This window comes from Alienimonas californiensis, from assembly GCF_007743815.1.
In the GTDB taxonomy this organism is placed as follows: domain Bacteria; phylum Planctomycetota; class Planctomycetia; order Planctomycetales; family Planctomycetaceae; genus Alienimonas; species Alienimonas californiensis.
Genome location: NZ_CP036265.1, coordinates 4,811,888 through 4,828,922 on the forward strand (window position 1 = coordinate 4,811,888; position 17,035 = coordinate 4,828,922).

A 17,035-nucleotide genomic window follows, 5' to 3' on the forward strand; every position below is an offset into this window, starting at 1 on the left:
GATGAACCGTTCTCCCGCTCGCGACGTTGACGCGGCGGGGCCGGTGCGTTGTCGCCGGTTCTCCGCCGCGACTACGCTGCTCCCAGACTGAGAGCGCCGCCGCATCCCGGCCCGCGCCGCCCGCTACTCCCCGCCGCCCCCGATGACCGCATCCGCGTTCCCCGCCGTCTCCGTCGCGGTCGTTCCCAGCGCAGCCGTCCCCGCCCCGGGTCTCCTACCGCCGCTGGCGCAGGACGGGGACGGTTGGCAGCTCCTCGTCATCGGGGGGTTGCTCGTACTGCTGCTGGTGGGGCTCGTCGCCTTCGCCGTGCTGGCCCGCTACCTCGGCCTGTGGGTGCAGTGCAAGCTGACCGGCACCCGCATCGGCCTGTGGGATCTGGTAATGATGAGCGTGCGGAAGGTGAACCCCACGGTCATCACCCGCTCCCTGATCATGGCCACCCAGGCCGGGCTGCTACGGGACTACAGCCTGACCCGCAAGCAACTGGAGGCCCACTACCTGGCGAACGGCAACGTGCCGAACGTCATTAAGAGCCTGATCGCCGCCCAGCGGGCGAACCTGTCGATGGACTGGAACATCGCCGCCGCGATCGACCTCGCCGGCCGCGACGTGCTGGACGCCGTGCGGACCAGCGTTTACCCCAAGGTCATCGACTGCCCGGACCCCAAAAAGAAGGCCGGTACCCTCGACGCCGTCGCCGCGGACGGCATTCAGCTCAAGGCCCGGGCCCGGGTGACGGTCCGGACGAACATCGCCCAGCTCATCGGCGGGGCGACGGAGGAGACGATCATCGCCCGCGTGGGGCAGGGCATCGTGCAGGCGATCGGCTCCAGCGCCTCCTACGAAAACGTGCTGGAGAACCCGGACGGCATCAGCCGGATCGTGCTGAACCAGGGGCTCGAAGCGAACACGGCCTACGAGATCGTCTCGATCGACATCGCCGACATCGACGTCGGCGAGAACATCGGCGCCCGCCTCGCCGCCGACCAGGCGGAGGCGGATATGCGGGTCGCCCAGGCCAAGGCCGAGGAACGCCGGGCCGAGGCCAGCGCCGTCGAGCAGGAACACGTCGCCAGCGTGCAGGAGAACCGGGCCAAGGTCGTGCTGGCCGAGGCCGAGGTGCCCAAGGCGATCAGCGAGGCGTTCCGCGCCGGCCGGCTCGGGCTGATGGACTATTACGAACTGAAAAACGTCCAGGCGGACACCAAGATGCGGTCCGCGATCGCCGGCGAGGGCGCCAAGCCCAACGCCATCATGCAGCCATAACCGCCGCCCGTCCCCCCGTTTCCGGCCTCCCGTCCCCGCCGGCTCCGCCCGATGATCGTCCCGCCCGCCGCCGCCGTCCTTCCCGCCGCGGACGCTCTGCCGCCGCTGGGGGCGGTCGGCGTGGAGACGCTGATCTCCATCGCCGTGCTGCTGATGGGCGTGGTCGGCTGGATTGTCCAGATGGCCCAGCAGGGAAAGGCCGCCCAGGCGGCCCGCCGGCCGAATCCGAACGCCCCGGCCAACCGCCCCGCCGGCGGGGCCGACGAAAAGCTGCGTGACGAGATCGATTCCTTCTTGCAGGAGGTCGCCGGCCGCCGCGGACAGAACCGCGAGGCCAATCGCCCGCAACAACCCCAGCAACCTCCGAAGCGCCGCGGCCCCGTCGATCCGTTCGAGGAGCCCCCGCGCCGTACCGTTGCGAACCGACCGCGGGACGAACGGGAGTCCGACGGCGACGCCCGCCCCGGCCGCGGCGAGGTGCCGGACTTCCTCCGCCCTGCGGCCCGCCGCACCGAAGAACCCGCCCGCCGTCCGCTCGCCCCCCCGCAGCCGCAGCCGACGCCCCCGCCGCAGGCGACTCCCCCGGCCAAACGTCAGAGCCTCCGCGATCGCAAACTGAAGCGGCTGGGGAAGAATCTCGGCGGCGAACTGCGGGAGCACGTCGAACGGTACATGGCCGTCGACCAGGGCGATCTCGCCCGCCAACACGTGCAGGTTAAGGATCGGCTCTCGGCGACGGAGCGGGAACTGTCCGATCTGAAGCGGCGCCTCGCCGACCCCAACGACCCGACGCGCCTCGCCGGTCCCGCGTCAGCGGACGACGGCTCGCTCGGTCCCGCCCGGTTGCTGGCGCTGCTGTCCGACCCCGGCGGCGTGCGGGAGGCGATCGTCGTCAACGAGTTGCTCGCCAAGCCGCTGTCCCTGCGCCCCCGAACCGCCGCGGGCATTCGGCCGGCCGATCCGGGCCGCGTCGATCCGGCGTTGGTCGGCGGCGCCTCGGACGCCGCCTGAGCGGTGCCCGACGCCCCCCTGCCGCGCGTGCTGCTGCTGGCCGGCCGCTTGGAAGTCCGGGCGCGCAGCGCCTACACCCTCCGACTGGCCCGCGGCCTGCCGGGGGAGGGCTACGAGCCGCTGATCGTTTGCGCCGACGCCTCCCGCCTGTCTTCGTCGGTGCGGGACGCCATGGACGTGCGGGTCTATAAGGAACTGGACCGCCCGGCCTGGGGACTGGTCGTGCGGGCCGGGTTGCTCCGCGACCTGCGGGAGGAGCCGCCGGACGTGGTGCACGTCCAAAGCCCGGAGATGCTCGGCTGTGGGACCTACCTCGCCAAGCGGCTGGGCGTGCCGGTGGTCGTCACGTTCCCCGCGGCGCCGTACGGCATCGACCGATTCACCCGCACGGACCCGATCGTGCGGCGGGCGATCGCGATCTCCAAGAGCGTCGCCGCGGACCTGCTCGGCGTGAGCCGCTTCCCGGCGGACCGCCTGCGGATCATCCACAGCGGCGTGGACGTTGACGAGCAGCCCACCCACGTGCTGCCGCCCGGCCGGGTGCCGGTCGTCGGCTCGGCGGGTCCGCTGGAGGCGCCGAAGGGGCTGCCCTACTTCCTCGGGGCGGCGGCCCGGGTGAAACGGCGGTTCCCGGAGTGCCGGTTCCTCCTCTCCGGCGCCGGCCCGGAGGAGGAGAATCTTCGCCGCGTCGCCCGGGAACTGGGCTTGGAGAACGCGGTCACCTTCGCCCCGAACCTGCTCGATTTCTCCGCGGGCTTGGCGGCGACGGACATCTTCTGTCTGCCCAGCCTGTCGCAGGGATTGGGGGCCACGATGCTGGAGGCGATGGCCCGCGGCCGGCCGGTGGTGGCCAGCGGCGTCGGCGGGGTCGACAGCGTGATCGAGGACGGCGTGACCGGCCTGATCGTCCCGCCGGCCCGGGGGGCGGCGATGGCCGAGAGGATCTGCGAACTGCTGGCCGACCCGGAACTTGCCCGCCGCATCGGCGCCGCGGGCCGGGAGGTGGTGCTCGAACGCTTCGGCGTCGCCCAGATGGTCGCCGAAACGGCCGCCCTCTACGGCGAGGCCCTCGCGGAGTGGAGCGACCTCGCCGGCAAAGCCGTCCCCGCCGCCTGATCCGCCGCCGCTGCGGTCCCGCGGCGCCCGCCCCCGCCTTCGCCTTCGCCTTCCCGCTTTCCCGTCCCCTGGTCCGCTCGTCGGTTCGCCCCCGCCCGTCCTCATGCACGCGGAGATCTTCGCCCTCGGTTCGGAACTGACGACCGGCGCCAAGCTGGACACGAACAGCCAATGGCTGAGCGTGGAGCTGGCGGCGCTGGGGATCGAGACCCGCTTCCACCACACCGTCGCCGACGACCTGCCGGCGATGTTGGACGAGCTGCGGGCCGCCGCCTTTCGCAGCGAACTGGCGATCCTCACCGGCGGGCTCGGCCCGACCGCGGACGACCTCACCCGCGACGCTCTCGCCCAACTGGCCGGCGTGCCGCTGGAGGAGGACGCCGCCAGCCTCGCCCACGTGCTGGCCTGCTACCGCCGATTCGGACGGCCGATGCCCCCGAAGAACCGCGTGCAGGCGCTCGTCCCCGCCGGGGCCGAGGTCGTGCCCAATCCCCGCGGCACCGCGCCCGGCCTGTGGATGACGCTGCCGCCCGGCGCCGGCCCGGACGCCCCCGGCGGACCGGGCGGCTGCACGCTGGTCGCCCTGCCCGGGGTGCCGGCGGAGATGAAGCCGATGTTCCGCGAATCCGTCGCCCCACGGCTGCCGCGGGGGACGAATCTGATCCGCGTCGCCCGGGTGAACCTGTTCGGGGCGGGGGAGAGCTCCGTGGAGGAGCGGCTGGGCGACCTCACCGCCCGCGGGCGCGTGCCGGAGGTCGGCATCACCGCCCACGAGGCGACGATCACCCTCCGCATCGTTGCTCGGGGGACGGACGAGACGGAGATCGAACGCCAATTCGCCGAGGTGCGCCGCCTCGCCGCGGAGCGGGTCGGCGATCTGATCTTCGGCGAGGAGGACGACACCCTCGCCGGCCGCCTGCTGGCGACCTTGCGGGCCCGCGGCGAAACGCTGGCCGTCGCCGAGGTCGGCACCGGCGGGCGGTTAGCGGACTGGCTCTCCGAGGAGGACGACCCCGCCGCGCCCGCGTTCCTCGGAGGCGTCACGGAGAACCGCGACGACTACTGCCTGGGCGAACCCGTCGCCCCCGGCGACGCCGCAGAGCGGGTGCGGCGGCAGTGGGGGGCAACCTACGCCCTGTTCACGCCCACCCTCTCGGCTGAGGGCGACGGCCCTGGCCTGACGCTGGCCACGCCAGACGGCCCGGTGCGGGAGCCGTATCGCCGCGTCGGCGACTCCACGATCGCCCGCAGTCGGCTGGGGAAGGCCGCGCTCGACCTGCTCCGCCGGCATCTCGTTGGACTTGCAACCTGATCGCCCAACGACCAGACCCGTCCGACGCCGGAGCGGTGGAGAGGATCGAGCAGGTCACGCTGCTCGCGATGCGACCACGGGAGCAATCAGGCTCCGGCTGGCACCGCCTTTGCTTGGCAGTGGCTGGAGTCGACTGACAACGCTCGGCCGGCCACGTTCCACAGCCCAAACGCACTCTCCAGCTATGCTCAAGATCGCCCTCATCCTGTTCGTCGTGGCCATCGTCGCCGCCCTGCTCGGCCTCGGAGGGATCGCCGACTTCGCCCTCTGGGTCGCGGGAGTCATCGCGGTCGTCGCCGTGGTGCTGCTGATCATCCACGCCCTGACCGGCCGCACCCCCACGGTCTAACACGGTCTCACGTTCCCGCAGCGGGCCTCCCGCGTCACGGACGTCCCCATTTTCTCGCGACTGGATACGCACGATGAGAGCCCTTGCCGCCGCGGCCGTGGTTCTCCTGATCCTCGGCCTGCTCGGCTGGTTTACCCTCTATTCAGACGGGGGTCGCTTCGGGGTGGACGTGGATCAGGGCCGGATTTCCGAGGACGTCGACAAAGCGGCGGACGCCGTGGAGGCCGGCGCCGCCAACGTGAAGGAAGAAGCGGATAAGGTCTCGGTCGACGTGGACGTCGACCGAGAATAACCGCCCGCGGGGCGTCGGTTTACAGCCGGCGCCCCGCGTTCGCTTTCGCCGCCCCGAACACGTCGTCCGCGTTCGCCTTCGGCCCCTGCCGAACGGCGGGAGCGGGCGGCCCGGTTGAGCCCTCCGGCCGAACCGGGGCTGCAACCGCCCGACGCTCCCGCGTTCGCGGGGTCGCAACCACTTCGTTTGCCGCTTTCCACGGGAGTGCCCACTGCCAGCGGCGGCCGGCGATCTCCCAGAGCAGCAGGCCGACGCCCGCCGCCGCGAACCATGGCCATAGGGCCGTGGGCGCCGGGCGGGGCGGAGGATCGTTGAATACGGTCGCCACGTCGGCCCGTCGCACGCCGCCGGAGAGGGCGGCGATCTCTTCCAGCGTCGCGGCGCCCGGCGGCCGGTCGTCCCGCGGCAGGAACTCCGGCGAATAGGGCAAACTGACCGGCGGCCCCCGCGTGACCAAGCCGCCCGGGCGACGCAGCAGCGTCCGGTAGGTGCCGACGAGTTCCAGTTCGAACCGGCCGCTCAGCGTCGCCGGGCCGTCCCAGCGTAGGTCGACGGGGAACGGCGTCGCGGGGGGACCGGCGTCGGGGTCGTCCGCGGGGGGGACGACCAGCAGCTCCAGTTCGTCGCCGGCGTCGTCATCGGCACGCTCAGGATCGAGTTCCACCGTGACGGCGGCGGTCCGCCCCTCTCGCTCCGCCGTCAGATACGCCCCCCCGCCGTCCCCGCCGGACATAAGCCAGCGAACGTGCGTGAGGAGAAAGTCGTTCAGCCCGACCCAGTCGCCGACCGGCCCCGGCGCCCCGCCGTCGTCCGCGGCATGAAGGGGAAACGTCAGCGACGCGACTCGTCCCAGCCCGCGATACCACGCCGCGGCGAGCGGTGCCGCGTACTGGTCGCGGGTGCGGACGGTCAGCGAGGCGTCGTCCCGCAGTTCGGTGAGGTTGTAGCCGCCCACGCCGGGGAATGCCCCGGCGCCCAGTTCCCCCACCAGGGCGACGCCGGGGGCGAACTCGCCCGGGATGCCGGCGGGCGTCTCCGCGGTGACGAAGGTGTCCGTGACGACCGCCAGTGCGTCTTGGGCGAACAGCCGGGGGAGTTCGCGGGGGTCGTCCGTGAACAGCACGTTCCCCCCGCCGGCCGCGGCGACCGCCTCCAACAGCGGGGCGTCCGAATCCAGCCGAGAGCCGAGGCCGATCACGCTGACGGTCGCCCCCATCTGCCGCAGCCGTTCAAGCGGGCGAACGTAGTTCGTAGGGCTCTCTGCATCCGCGGCGTCGGCGAAGACGATGACGTGCTTGGTTGCCGCGTCGGGGGCCTGATCCAGTTGATCCGCCGCGGCGTCGAGGGCGGCGTCCACGTAGATCCCCCCGCCGGAGGAGACGATCCCCCGGGCCGCCGCCGCGACCCGGCCGGCGCCGGCGTCGATCTCCGTCAGCGGCACGATTGCCTCGGCGGCGGTGTCCACGGCCAGCACCGCGGCCCGGTCGCCGCGGGACAGCACCGCGACCGCTGCTGCGGCGCCTTCGTTCGCCAGGTCCATCTTCGTCCGCCCGCCGCCGCCGGCGTCGCCGACGGGAACGGCCATGCTGCCGCTGCGGTCAAGGGCGACCACGATCGCCGACCGCTCCTTCTGGGCGTCCTCCCGCAGGTCCATGGAGACGGGCAACGCCGGGTCGAGCGGGCTCTCAAAGTACCCGCCGAGCGCGTAGCCGTTCCGGCCGCCGGTCGTCAGCAGCCCGCCGCCGAGATCTTCGACGAACCGCACCAGCGCCGTCATCTTCCGCCGGCCCAGCGAGGAGGCCGGCACGTCGTCGAGGATCACCGCCCCGTACGGGTCCAGCGAATCCTGCGTGAGCGGCCGCTCCCCCGGCGCCGCCACGTCGACCTCGATCCCCGCCGCGGCGAGTGCCCGGCCAATCCGTCCGCCGCCCGTCGCGCCGTCCGCCCCGCCGCCCGCGGCCGGTTCGCGGAGCAGCAGGACTCGGCGGGGGGCGTCGATCCGCAGGCCGGCTTCGCCCCGGTCGTTCTCCGAGCGGGGGTCGCCCGGGACCTCCAGCGTCGCCGTGTACAGGTGGAAGCCGTCGGCGGGCGCCAGATCGCGGAACCGCACCCGCCCCCGGCCCGCGGGGAGGTCCACCTCCCGGGAGGCGAGCGCGGTCGCCGGCCCCCCCGGTTCCCGCCGGGCGAGCGACACTCGGCCGCGGGCGGCGACGAGGCTGACGAACTCCACTCCCACCGCGATCGGCTCTCCCGGGGCGGCGGAGGCGGGCAGGGTGAGGGCGGTGATCGCCGCGTCGCCGGAGCGGACCGCGGGGAACGGCCGCACGTCGATCGGCGTGCCCGCGGCCCGAGCCCGGCGGGCCGCATCGCGGGGATCCGGGCCGTTCGCCTCGCCGTCTGACAGCGTCAGCAACCGGGCCGGCCGGCGGGGGTCGGTCAGATCGAGGGCGAGGTGCAGGGCGGCGTTGAGGTCCGTGCCGTCGGCGTCGATCGGGTACAGGAACTCCCCCGTCGCGGCCGCCGCGGACAGCGGCCGCTCCGCCGCCGGCCGGCCGCCGAACGTCACCACCCCCAGTCGATCGCCGGGGCCGCGGGCAGCGTCCACGTTTCGCACCAGTTCGGCCAGCGCGGCGTCGTCGGCGGGCATCGACCGGCTGCGGTCCAGCAGGAGCACCACGTCCGTCCCCTCGCCGGACAGATCCGCCACCGGCCCGGCCGCCGCAGCGATCAGCAGTGCCGCCAACGCCCCCCGCAGGCCGTCCGTCCGCCAGTCGCCGGTGCGGCCGAACCGTTGCCACGCCCACCCGACCGGCAGGGCCAACAGCAACAGGGCGGGGCGGACGAAGGGGAGCACGCCGCAAGGGTAGCGGCCGCCGCCCGGATCGTCGGGCCTGGGGCCCCGCGGTTCAGGGTCAGACCGGCCGGGTCACCCACCAGTCGCCGACGACCGCCCCCAGTGCCGCGAGTGCCAGCAGGGCAATCGGCCAGGGGGCCGGGTCGTCGACGGTCGTCCCCGCCGCGTCGCCCTCGGGTTCGACCGTCCCGGCGCCCAGCCCGGTCAGGTCCGCCTCCCGGGCGTCCGCCAGCCAGACGGAGAATCGCCCCAGTTCCGGCCCGTCCGCACCGTCCTGCACCGCCCACAGACCGATCGCCGGCGGGGCGACCGTCACCGTCGCCTCGCGGGGCAGGTCGATCCGTTCGTCATCTTCCAGCGATTGAAGAACCAACGGTCCCGTCGCCGCCCGCTGGGTGGCGGTCAGCGTCAGCCGGGCCGGTTCGCCGATCCGCAGGTTCGCCCGGTCCGGCCCCGGCAGGGCGGCCCGGCGAGCCTCGACGAGATTCGAAATGAGGATCGGCCAGTCCGGGGTGCGGGCCAGCGTGCCCCGTGCCGGATCGACGTTCAGCAGGAACGACCTGTCCTGCCCCCCGTCCCGCCTCACCACCCGCCCCAGCAACACCCGATCGCCCGCCGAGATCACCGGCGAGAGGGGGGAGGCGGCACCGTCCGGTCCTGTCACGGACGTGCCCCCGCCGGCGCCGCCCCATACGGTTCCCGCCAGCGACACGCCCGCCGCCAGCGGGTCCGCCTGATCGATCAGGAACGGGCCGGCGACGGCGCCTGCAGCGTCCCCGCCGGGCAGCGACCCGACGCCGACGGTCCAATGTCCGTCGTCATTCGGCTCGAACAGCGCTTCGACCGGAACGAACCGCAGGTCCGCGGCATCGCCTTCGGTCCACACCACATCCGGCAGGGCGTCGACGGCCCGCTCCACCGCCGTGCGCGTCGGGCCGGGCGGCAGGGCGACGGCGACCCGCACCGGCCGCCGGGGCTCCGGCAGGAGCGTGGCGAGCGAGTCGGCGGCGAGGGCGTCCTCCTCCGCGTTGAGTCGAACGGTCACCGCCTGCCCACGGAGGTCCGCGGGCAGCGGCAGCATCGCGGTGACGCCGCCGCCGGGCGGGGCGTCGAGCGGGCGGGCGGCGCGCTCGTTCCCCGCCGCGTCGAAAACCGACACTGTCAGCGGGCCGGTCGCACCGTAGGACCGCGTGCGGAGGAACAACTCCTCGCCGGCTCCGTCGGCGGTGGGTTGTCGATGCACGGCCAGCAGCGCCGCGTTCGCCCGCGGGGCGCCGACGGCCTCCGCCGCGACGCCCTCCGGCAGGTCCAGCAGCACCGGGTCGCGGTCGGTGAGCAGCAGCACGCTCCCTCCGTCCGCAGCGAGGCGGGCGGCGAGGTCCAGAGCGGGGGTGAACTCGTGCCGCGGCCGGGCGGGGGCGGGACGGTCCCGCAGGTTCGCCAGCACGTCCCGCCACGGACGACGCGGACCGCCGACCACCCGGGGGCGGTCGCCGGTTTCGATCACCGTCAGCAGCGTGCGGGAGCCGAGGTCGCCCGCCCGGCCCGCGAGTCGGTCGAGGGCGGCGTCGCGGAAGGTCGGCGCCGGCTGGCCCCCGACGGCGGGCACCGTCGTCGCGGCCATGGAGGCGGAGCCGTCGAGCACGGCCACGAGATGCGGGGCGGTCGTCTCCCAACTCACCCGCGGCCCGCCCAGCAACAGGCCGAGGGCCAACGCGGCGAGCAGTTCCAACCATAGGCTCGCCGTCGGCCGTAGCCGATCGCGGGTGCGGCCGCCGGCGGGGCGCCGGATCGCGTCGTCCCACAGGAACAGCCCGCCCACGGCCAGCGGGGGGAACCGCACCCGGTAGAGGTGCAGCCACAGCACCGCCGGGACCGCCAGCAGGCCCAGCAGTCCCCAGGGGTTGGCGAACGAGATCACCGTCGCCCCCCCAACGCCCCGGCGGGGGCCAGCACGGCCCGGCAGAGGTCGCCCAGCGACGGCCCGACGGTCAGCGTGACGAACGTCGCCCCCTGCGATCGGCAGGCGCGCGCCAGGCCGTCGATCAGCCCCCGCAGCCGGGTCCGGTAGGCGGCGACGGCGGGGCGATCGAGCGTCACCTCCGCGGCTTCGTGCGCCTCCGGGTCCGTCAGCCGCCGCCCGCCCAACTCCGGGGGGTCGGCTTCGAAGGGACTGAGAATTTGGATCAGCGTCGCGGCGTCCGACCCGCGGCAGAGCCGCCGGACCAGCGGACCCGGATCGTGGGGGAACAGGAAGTCACTGAGGACCACCCGCACGCCGCGGCCGGTCGCCGGCAGGCCGCCTCGAACCGCGAGTTCGGCGAGGGAGGTGCGACCTCTAAACGGTGTGCCGTCCAGCGTGACCAGCGGCCGGCCGCGGGGGTCGGGGCGGTCGGTCTCGCTGAGCAGGTGCAGGGTGGGGCGGTCGCCGTCGTTCGCGGCCATCCGCCAGCAGGCCGCGGCGAGGGTGCGGGCCAGTCGGCTCTTCGCCGCGTCGCAGCCCATCGAGGCGGAGCCGTCCAGCCAGACGGCGGTTTCCCGGGCGACCTCCTCGCGGAACACCTGCACGATCGGCACGTCGGTGCGGGCGAAGGCGGCCCAGTCCAGGTGCCGCACGTCGTCGCCGGGCAGGTAGGGGCGGTGCTCGCGGAACTCCAATCCGCTGCCGGCGGTGCGGCCGACGCGTTCGCCGACCGCCCCCGCGGCCCGCGGCGGTCGGCCGGAGAGCGTGTACCGGGCGGCCGCCGCGAGCACGGCGGGATCGGTCGTCACCGGGTCGGTCGGGCCCGCATCGGCCGACGCCGCGTCGGGGGTCCTGAGGTTCATGCCCGCGGCGCAGCGGGCGGGGTCGTCGCGTCGCCCGCCGTCGCCTGCGGCCGTGGGCGGAGCAGATCGCGGAGCTGCCCCACCACAAACGGCAGATTGGCCGCGACCGCCAGCGCCGCGAGCCCGCCCAACAACGCCAGATGCCCCGGCGTGGCTCCGCGGGTCACCAGCGCCGGCCCCAGCAGCATCGGGGTGAGGGCGTCCAGGGCTGTGGGTTCGTCCGCACTGACGAGCTTGAACATCCGGGCGGCGGTCGGGGGGATGAGGCCCATCGAACCGACGATGACCACCACCAGCCGGGCCGCCGTCGGCGGGCAGTTGCGGAGCAGCGCCGAGCCCAGCCGCATCGCCACGCCGCACAAACCCACGTACAGCAGCACGAAGCCGATCCCGCAGGCGACGATCTGCGTCCACGGATCGCCCGCCAGCAACGCCCGCGGCAGGTCGGACCAGACGTCCACCTCCGTCCCCGCCCGGCCGACCCGGCCCGAAAACACGGGGGCCTTCGCCACCCGCACCCAAGCGGCCAAGCCGGTCAGCACGGCGAGGTGAATCCAGACCAGCAGCACGCCCCGCGAACCGCCGGGCAGCCACGGCGCCGCCAGGAGACGGAGAACGGCGGGGCGAGGGATGCCGCGGCGGACGCGGCGGCTCAACTCGTCCGGCTCCGCCGCGAACACCACCCCCCAGAACAACCAGTGGGCCAGCGAGAGCCCCGCGATGACGGACAGCGCCGGCGCCCGCAGCAGGTCCGGCCGGGCGACGTACACGCCCGCGGCGGCAGCGATCAGCAGCCAGAACTGGGCGGTCACAGTCAGTCGCACCGCGGTGGAGCGATTGTCCGCCTCGAAGGTCAGCCCCGCCGCCGCGGCGTTCACGAACAGCACCACATAACTGCCGCTGGCCGCCAGCAGCGCCGCGATCGACCATTGGAAGGCGGGCTCACCGAAGGGCAGCGGTTGCACCAGCGCCCCGCTGAACGCGCTGCCGACGTAGACCCATACGCCGCCGAACAACGCCGACCCCAGCGCCCCGGCCAGCAACCCTTGCCAGACCTTCTGCCGGACCACGGCGGCCAGCATCACGGCGAAGCTGCTGGCGACGATCGCCCCCCAGGCCGTCGCCGCGAGGAAGAACGCCGCCGTTTTCGGATCGAACCCCTGTAACAACGCGCAGAACGCCACGAACGGCGCCACGGCGCTGTAGTAGACGAGCATCTGCATCGCCGCGCAGGCGATTTTGCCCAGCACGATCTGCCGGGGGGAGAGCGAGGTGATGCTGAGCACCTCCCAGGTATTTTCCAGCCGTTCGTTCAGCACGCTGCGGTAAGCGCCGTAGGGCACCAGCAACAGCACCGCGAAGGCCAGCACGCTGTAGAACAGGGTAAAGAACGCCCCGCCGACCGCCCCGAACTCCACCGCGTCGCCGGCGAACAGCAGCCCGCAACTGCCGATCAGCCAGCAGATGCCCAGCAGGGCCCAGAAGGAGCCGAGAAACTGCTTCGACTTGAAGCTCTGCCGGACCTCCTTGATGAGGATCGGGTTGAGTAGATCGCCGCCGCGATCGAGCCCCTCGTCCAACCGCCCGGACCCGCCGGGCGCGGGGCGGACGTGCGCGGTGGGGGCGGCGAAGTCGGCAATCGGGGCGGCGCTCACTGCGTGATCCCCTCGGTGAGGGCCATGAAAGCGTCCTCGAGGCTTTCCGTTTCCGCGGCGAACTCCGTCACCTCGAAGCCCGCGGCGAGCATGTTCCGCAGCAGGGCGGCCCGTTCGGCGTCTTCGCCGTCGAACGTGAAGCCGACGGCCCAGCCGGCCTCCGAGGCGTCGGTCACGCCGGGCTGTTCGAGCAACCACCGCACCGCCGCCGTCGGATCGCCCAGCGTCCGCACGGCCAGCGCCGCCCCCATGCCGACGCCGCCGGCCGCCTTCTCCGCCGCCCGCGTCCGGCGGGCGGCCCGAATCTCGTCCACCGTGCCGGAGACGATGATTTTGCCCGCCTCGATGATCGCCGCCGCGTCGCAGATCTCGCCCAACTCCGTGAGGATATGCGACGAAATCAGCACCGTCTTGTTCAGATCGCGGGCCAGCAGGGCGATCAGTTCCCGCAGTTCGACCCGCGCCCGCGGGTCCAGCCCGGCGGCCGGTTCGTCGAGAATCAGCACCTCCGGGTCGTGCACCAGCGTGCGGCCCAGTCCCAGTCGCTGGCCCATCCCCTTACTCAGTTCCGTCACGCTCTTGTGGGCGATGCGGCGGAGTTCCGTGAACACCAGCACCCGTTCGACGGCGTCCCGCCGGGCGGCGCCGGTCAGGCCGTAGGCCCGGGCGAAAAAGTCGAGGTACTCGACCACGGACATGTTCGGGTACTTGCCGAACCCGTCCGGCATGAAGCCGAGCTTGTCGCGGACGGCGTCGGCGTCGTCGATCACGCTGTGCCCGCAGACGAAGGCGTCGCCCTCGGTGGGGGTGTCCAGGGTGGCGAGAATCCGCATCGTCGTCGTTTTGCCGGCCCCGTTCGGCCCGATGAAGCCGATCACCTGCCCCGGCCGGGCGAGGAAGCTGACCTCGTCGACCGCCTTGAGCTTGCCGAACCGCCGCGTCAGCGAACGCACCTCCAGCGAGGGCGGGGGACCGCCGGCCGCATTGGCACCAAGGACCGCCGTATTCATCGCCCGCCCCCCGGCCGCCGCACGCCGATCGCCCCGCCGGCGGTCGCCCGGTCGGCAGTCGCGGGAGCCGCCGTCGGGGCCTCGCCGTCCGCCGAGACCGGGCGCCCGATCAGCAGGTGGGTCCCGCCGCGGGCGTCGACCGACTGGCCGCCGAACTCCGTCAGCGCCGGCTCCGCCAGCAGCGCGACGAACGTGCCCCGGGCGGCGGGCGCCAGCGGGGCCTCTTCGAACGCGTCGATCGGCTCAGAGTGCTCGTTCAGACCGCGAACGCTGGCCGCGGTGCGGTAAGCCAACGAGGCCTTGAAGCTGGCGTTCGTGTCCGGGTCGGAGTGCAGCATCGGGAATTCGCTCAGCAGATCGTCCTGGTCCTTCTCCATGCCCGGCGGCGCCTGGGGCAGGCGCTCGTCGAGGGTTTCCCGCCAGAGGAACAGGTCGTCCCCGGTGATCGGCCGCAGCCTGAGCGCCCCGCCCGCGGGGAGGTCCGCGCCGTGGTACACGCGGCCCTTCTCGTCCGAGAGCGCAATCAAGGCGAAGTCCCGCTCGTAACCGTTCACCGCCGTCGGACGTCCGTTCGCCCACTCGATCGTCAGCCGGCCGCGTTCCGGACGGGGGGAGACGGTGACGAATTGCGTGCGGGTCCGGCTGCGGAAGGCGTCCCCGGACCAGGCCTGTCCCGAGGTCCAGTCGACCCGGCCGCCGCCGACGCTTGGGCCCGGCGGGGCGAGCGGCAGCACGGCGGTTTCGGCGGGGAAGATCAGCCCGCCGTCCGGCGACTGCGAGGCGAACACGGCCGTGCGGGCCCACTCCACCGCCCGGTCCTGGTCGGCGTCATGCACCGTCACCGCGAACTGCCGGGCCTTGGCACCGAAGCCGTGCATCAGCGTCGAATAGGCCAGCAGGGTTCCCGCGGTCGCGGCGGCGATCAGGGGCACCGTCAGCGCCAGCCGCCCGACCTGGTGCCGCCGCCGCAGGACCAGATAGTTGACCGGCCCGATGACGACGACGAACAGCGTGATCAGGGCCACCAGCGTGCCCACCGGAACGCCGCGGACGCCGGGGATCAGAAACTCGATGAACTCCGCGTTCGGCCCGCGGGCGCCGACGCCGAAGCGGTCCGCCACGTTCAGCCGATCCGGCCCCAGATCTTGAAAGACGGCGTACCAGTCGCTCACGCCGTCCGCGCCCGCCGCGAAGGCGTACACCCGGCCGCCGGCGACGTTCAACCGCCGCGGCGCCAGCCCGACAGGGGGCCCGGGCCTTCTCCACGCTTCGCGACCGCTCTCCTCGGCTTCCTGCTCGAAACGCCGGCGGGACTGACGCCCATCCCCGTCGAACGGCCGAACATCCCCGTCAAACGCCCGAAACTCCGGGGAGCGAAACGGCGAGGGGTCGAACTCCGGCTCCGACCGCGTGCCGTCGCCGTCCGCCGCCGTCGCCGTCCAGCCTTGCAGGTCGTCGTCCAGCCCCAGCGCCCCTAACGCCGCCGCCGGAAGCGGGTCGGCGGGATTAGTCATTGCGTCCATCACCGTCAGCGTCCCGCCGGCGGCGACCCAATCCCGCACCGCCTGTCGGGCGCCGTCCGACAGCGCCGCCAGTCGCGGGGCGTCCGCCACGATGACGTCGACCGTGGTGAACCCGAGCCACGTCTCCGGCAGAGCCTCCGGGGGGAGTGTCAGGCTTTCGCCCCGCCCGCCGCCGGAGGTGCGCCGCTCCCTGGCACGGCTGGAGTCCGCCTCGATCGCCGCGGTCGTCGCCCAGGAAACCCGCCGGAACGCCCGTTCGTCGGCCGTCGCCCCCGCGATCACCAGCGTCGCCGGGGGATGGATCGCGTTGAGGTCCGAACGGGGCGGGTGCACCTCATGGATCAATCCGGGCACGGCGGCGTCCAGCAGGTCGTCGGGGTCGCGGGGATCGGCGGAGACGGCGCCGTCCTCCGGCAGCGGGTCCGCGAGGACCACCACCTCCCCGTCGCCGCGGGCCGCGGTCAGCGGCACCGGCAGGGTGAACCGGGTCGCGGCGCCGGCCGGCAGGGCGAGGGTCCGGGTGACGGTCATCGCACGCCCGCCGCCCCGCCGGGACTCGTACGGCAGAAACGCGACCGTGATCGCCCGGGCGGCGCCGCGGTTCGTCACCCGCACCCGCACCGGCCAGTAGCCGCCCCGCGTCCCGCCGACCCAGCGGTCGTCGAACTCGCATTCCAGGTCGTCGGAACTCGATCGGGATTCACTCCCCGACTGCGCAGGCGCCGGCGCCGCCCGGCAGAGGGTCAAGGCGGCGATCAGCAGGAGGGCGAACCCACGGGAGGTCATCGCAGCGAACCTTTGTCGACTTCGGAGACCTGTTCCAACACCGCCGCCGCCAGCTTCGGACCGTCCCAACCGTCCAGTCGGGCCGCGTAATCCGGCAAAATCCGGTGTCCCAGCACCGCCGGGGCCACGGACCGCACCTCGTCGAACCCCACGTTCGGTTTGCCCGCCAGCAGCGCGGCGGCCCGGGCCGCCGCGGCGAGGCCCAGCGCCGCCCGCGGACTCGCCCCGAACCGGGCGTGCGTCCGCACCGGCTCCGGCGCCCGCGAGTCGCGGGGGTGCGTCGCCGCCACCACGCGGCTGAGATACGCCAGCACCGCCGAGGGCAGGTGCACCCGGTCCGCCGCGGCGAACAGCGAGTTCAACTCCCCGGCGTCCAGAACCTGCGTCGGCTCCGGGGAACGCTGGGCGGAGCGGGCCGTCACAATGCGTTCCAGCACCTCCGGCCCGACGCCGCCGACGTCGATCTTGAACAGGAACCGGTCGAGCTGGGCCTCCGGCAGCGGATAGGTGCCCTCCAGCTCGATCGGATTTTGCGTCGCCAGCACGAAGAACGGGTCGGGCAGCGGCCGCGTTTCGCCGGCGGCCGTCACCCGCCGCTCCTGCATCGCTTCGAGCAAGGCGGACTGCGTCTTCGGCGTCGCCCGGTTGATCTCGTCGGCAAGCAGCAGGTTCGTGAACACCGGCCCGGGGCGGAACTCCAGCCGGCGCCCGCGGCCGTCTTCGTTCTCCTGCAGGATCGCCGAGCCGACGATGTCGCCCGGCAGCAGGTCCGGCGTGAACTGGACGCGGCGATGTTCCAGCCCCAGCAGCGCCGCGAGGGCCTTCACCAACTCCGTTTTTCCCAGCCCCGGCAGGCCCTCCAACAGCAGATGTCCGCGGGCGACCAGCCCGACGGTCACGAGATCCAGCAGGGTCTCCTGGCCGAAGATCACCCCCGCCAGACCGTCGCGGAGGCGGAGCAGCCCGGCGCGGGCGCTCTCCACCTCCTCGGGCGTCAGCAGGGCCGACGCGGGCGCGGCGTCAGACACGGGCGG

13 protein-coding genes are annotated in these 17,035 nt (G+C 73.5%); 6 read left to right on the forward strand and 7 right to left on the reverse strand.

Annotation, left to right across the window (positions count from 1 at the left end; translation table 11 throughout):
- Positions 1–142: 142 nt before the first annotated feature.
- From floA to CA12_RS19110, 6 genes are all read left to right on the forward strand, one after another.
- Positions 143–1,267: a flotillin-like protein FloA gene (gene floA / locus CA12_RS19085; RefSeq protein ID WP_145360696.1), complete on the forward strand. Its 1,125-nt coding sequence runs from the start codon at positions 143–145 to the stop codon at positions 1,265–1,267.
- 51 nt (positions 1,268–1,318) lie between these two features.
- Positions 1,319–2,278, forward strand: coding sequence for a hypothetical protein (locus CA12_RS19090; protein WP_145360698.1), 960 nt, complete (start codon positions 1,319–1,321; stop codon positions 2,276–2,278).
- Positions 2,279–2,281: 3 nt separating this feature from the next.
- Entirely contained in the window at positions 2,282–3,394 is a 1,113-nt protein-coding gene (locus CA12_RS19095) for a glycosyltransferase family 4 protein (RefSeq protein ID WP_145360700.1), read from the forward strand.
- A 103-nt stretch (positions 3,395–3,497) separates the two neighbouring features.
- Entirely contained in the window at positions 3,498–4,706 is a 1,209-nt protein-coding gene (locus tag CA12_RS19100; protein ID WP_145360702.1) for a molybdopterin-binding protein, read from the forward strand.
- A 184-nt stretch (positions 4,707–4,890) separates the two neighbouring features.
- Positions 4,891–5,055, forward strand: coding sequence for a DUF1328 family protein (locus CA12_RS19105; protein ID WP_145360704.1), 165 nt, complete (start codon positions 4,891–4,893; stop codon positions 5,053–5,055).
- A gap of 73 nt (positions 5,056–5,128) precedes the next feature.
- Entirely contained in the window at positions 5,129–5,347 is a 219-nt protein-coding gene (locus CA12_RS19110; RefSeq protein WP_145360706.1) for a hypothetical protein, read from the forward strand.
- Positions 5,348–5,366: 19 nt separating this feature from the next.
- Here the strand turns inward: CA12_RS19110 and CA12_RS19115 are convergent, their stop codons facing one another.
- From CA12_RS19115 to CA12_RS19140, 7 genes are read right to left on the reverse strand one after another with little or no spacing between them, the layout of a single operon-like run.
- Positions 5,367–8,201 carry a vWA domain-containing protein gene (locus CA12_RS19115; RefSeq protein ID WP_145360708.1) on the reverse strand — a complete coding sequence of 945 codons (2,835 nt, stop codon included), beginning with the start codon at positions 8,199–8,201 and terminating at the stop codon, positions 5,367–5,369.
- A gap of 58 nt (positions 8,202–8,259) precedes the next feature.
- On the reverse strand, positions 8,260–10,122 hold the full coding sequence (locus CA12_RS19120) for a BatA domain-containing protein (protein WP_145360710.1): 1,863 nt from the start codon (positions 10,120–10,122) through the stop codon (positions 8,260–8,262).
- Complete coding sequence (locus CA12_RS22255; RefSeq protein WP_165700865.1) at positions 10,119–10,973, reverse strand: DUF58 domain-containing protein; 855 nt, start codon at positions 10,971–10,973, stop codon at positions 10,119–10,121. Before CA12_RS22255 ends, CA12_RS19120 begins: the two co-directional genes overlap by 4 nt.
- Before the next feature lie 50 nt (positions 10,974–11,023).
- Complete coding sequence (locus CA12_RS22260; protein WP_165700866.1) at positions 11,024–12,682, reverse strand: ABC transporter permease; 1,659 nt, start codon at positions 12,680–12,682, stop codon at positions 11,024–11,026.
- Positions 12,679–13,692 carry an ABC transporter ATP-binding protein gene (locus CA12_RS19130; RefSeq protein WP_145360712.1) on the reverse strand — a complete coding sequence of 338 codons (1,014 nt, stop codon included), beginning with the start codon at positions 13,690–13,692 and terminating at the stop codon, positions 12,679–12,681. Before CA12_RS19130 ends, CA12_RS22260 begins: the two co-directional genes overlap by 4 nt.
- Positions 13,689–16,001: a hypothetical protein gene (locus CA12_RS19135; RefSeq protein WP_145360714.1), complete on the reverse strand. Its 2,313-nt coding sequence runs from the start codon at positions 15,999–16,001 to the stop codon at positions 13,689–13,691. Before CA12_RS19135 ends, CA12_RS19130 begins: the two co-directional genes overlap by 4 nt.
- Positions 15,998–17,029, reverse strand: a complete 1,032-nt coding sequence (locus CA12_RS19140) for an AAA family ATPase (RefSeq protein ID WP_242688033.1) — start codon at positions 17,027–17,029, stop codon at positions 15,998–16,000. Before CA12_RS19140 ends, CA12_RS19135 begins: the two co-directional genes overlap by 4 nt.
- Positions 17,030–17,035 lie beyond the last annotated feature (6 nt).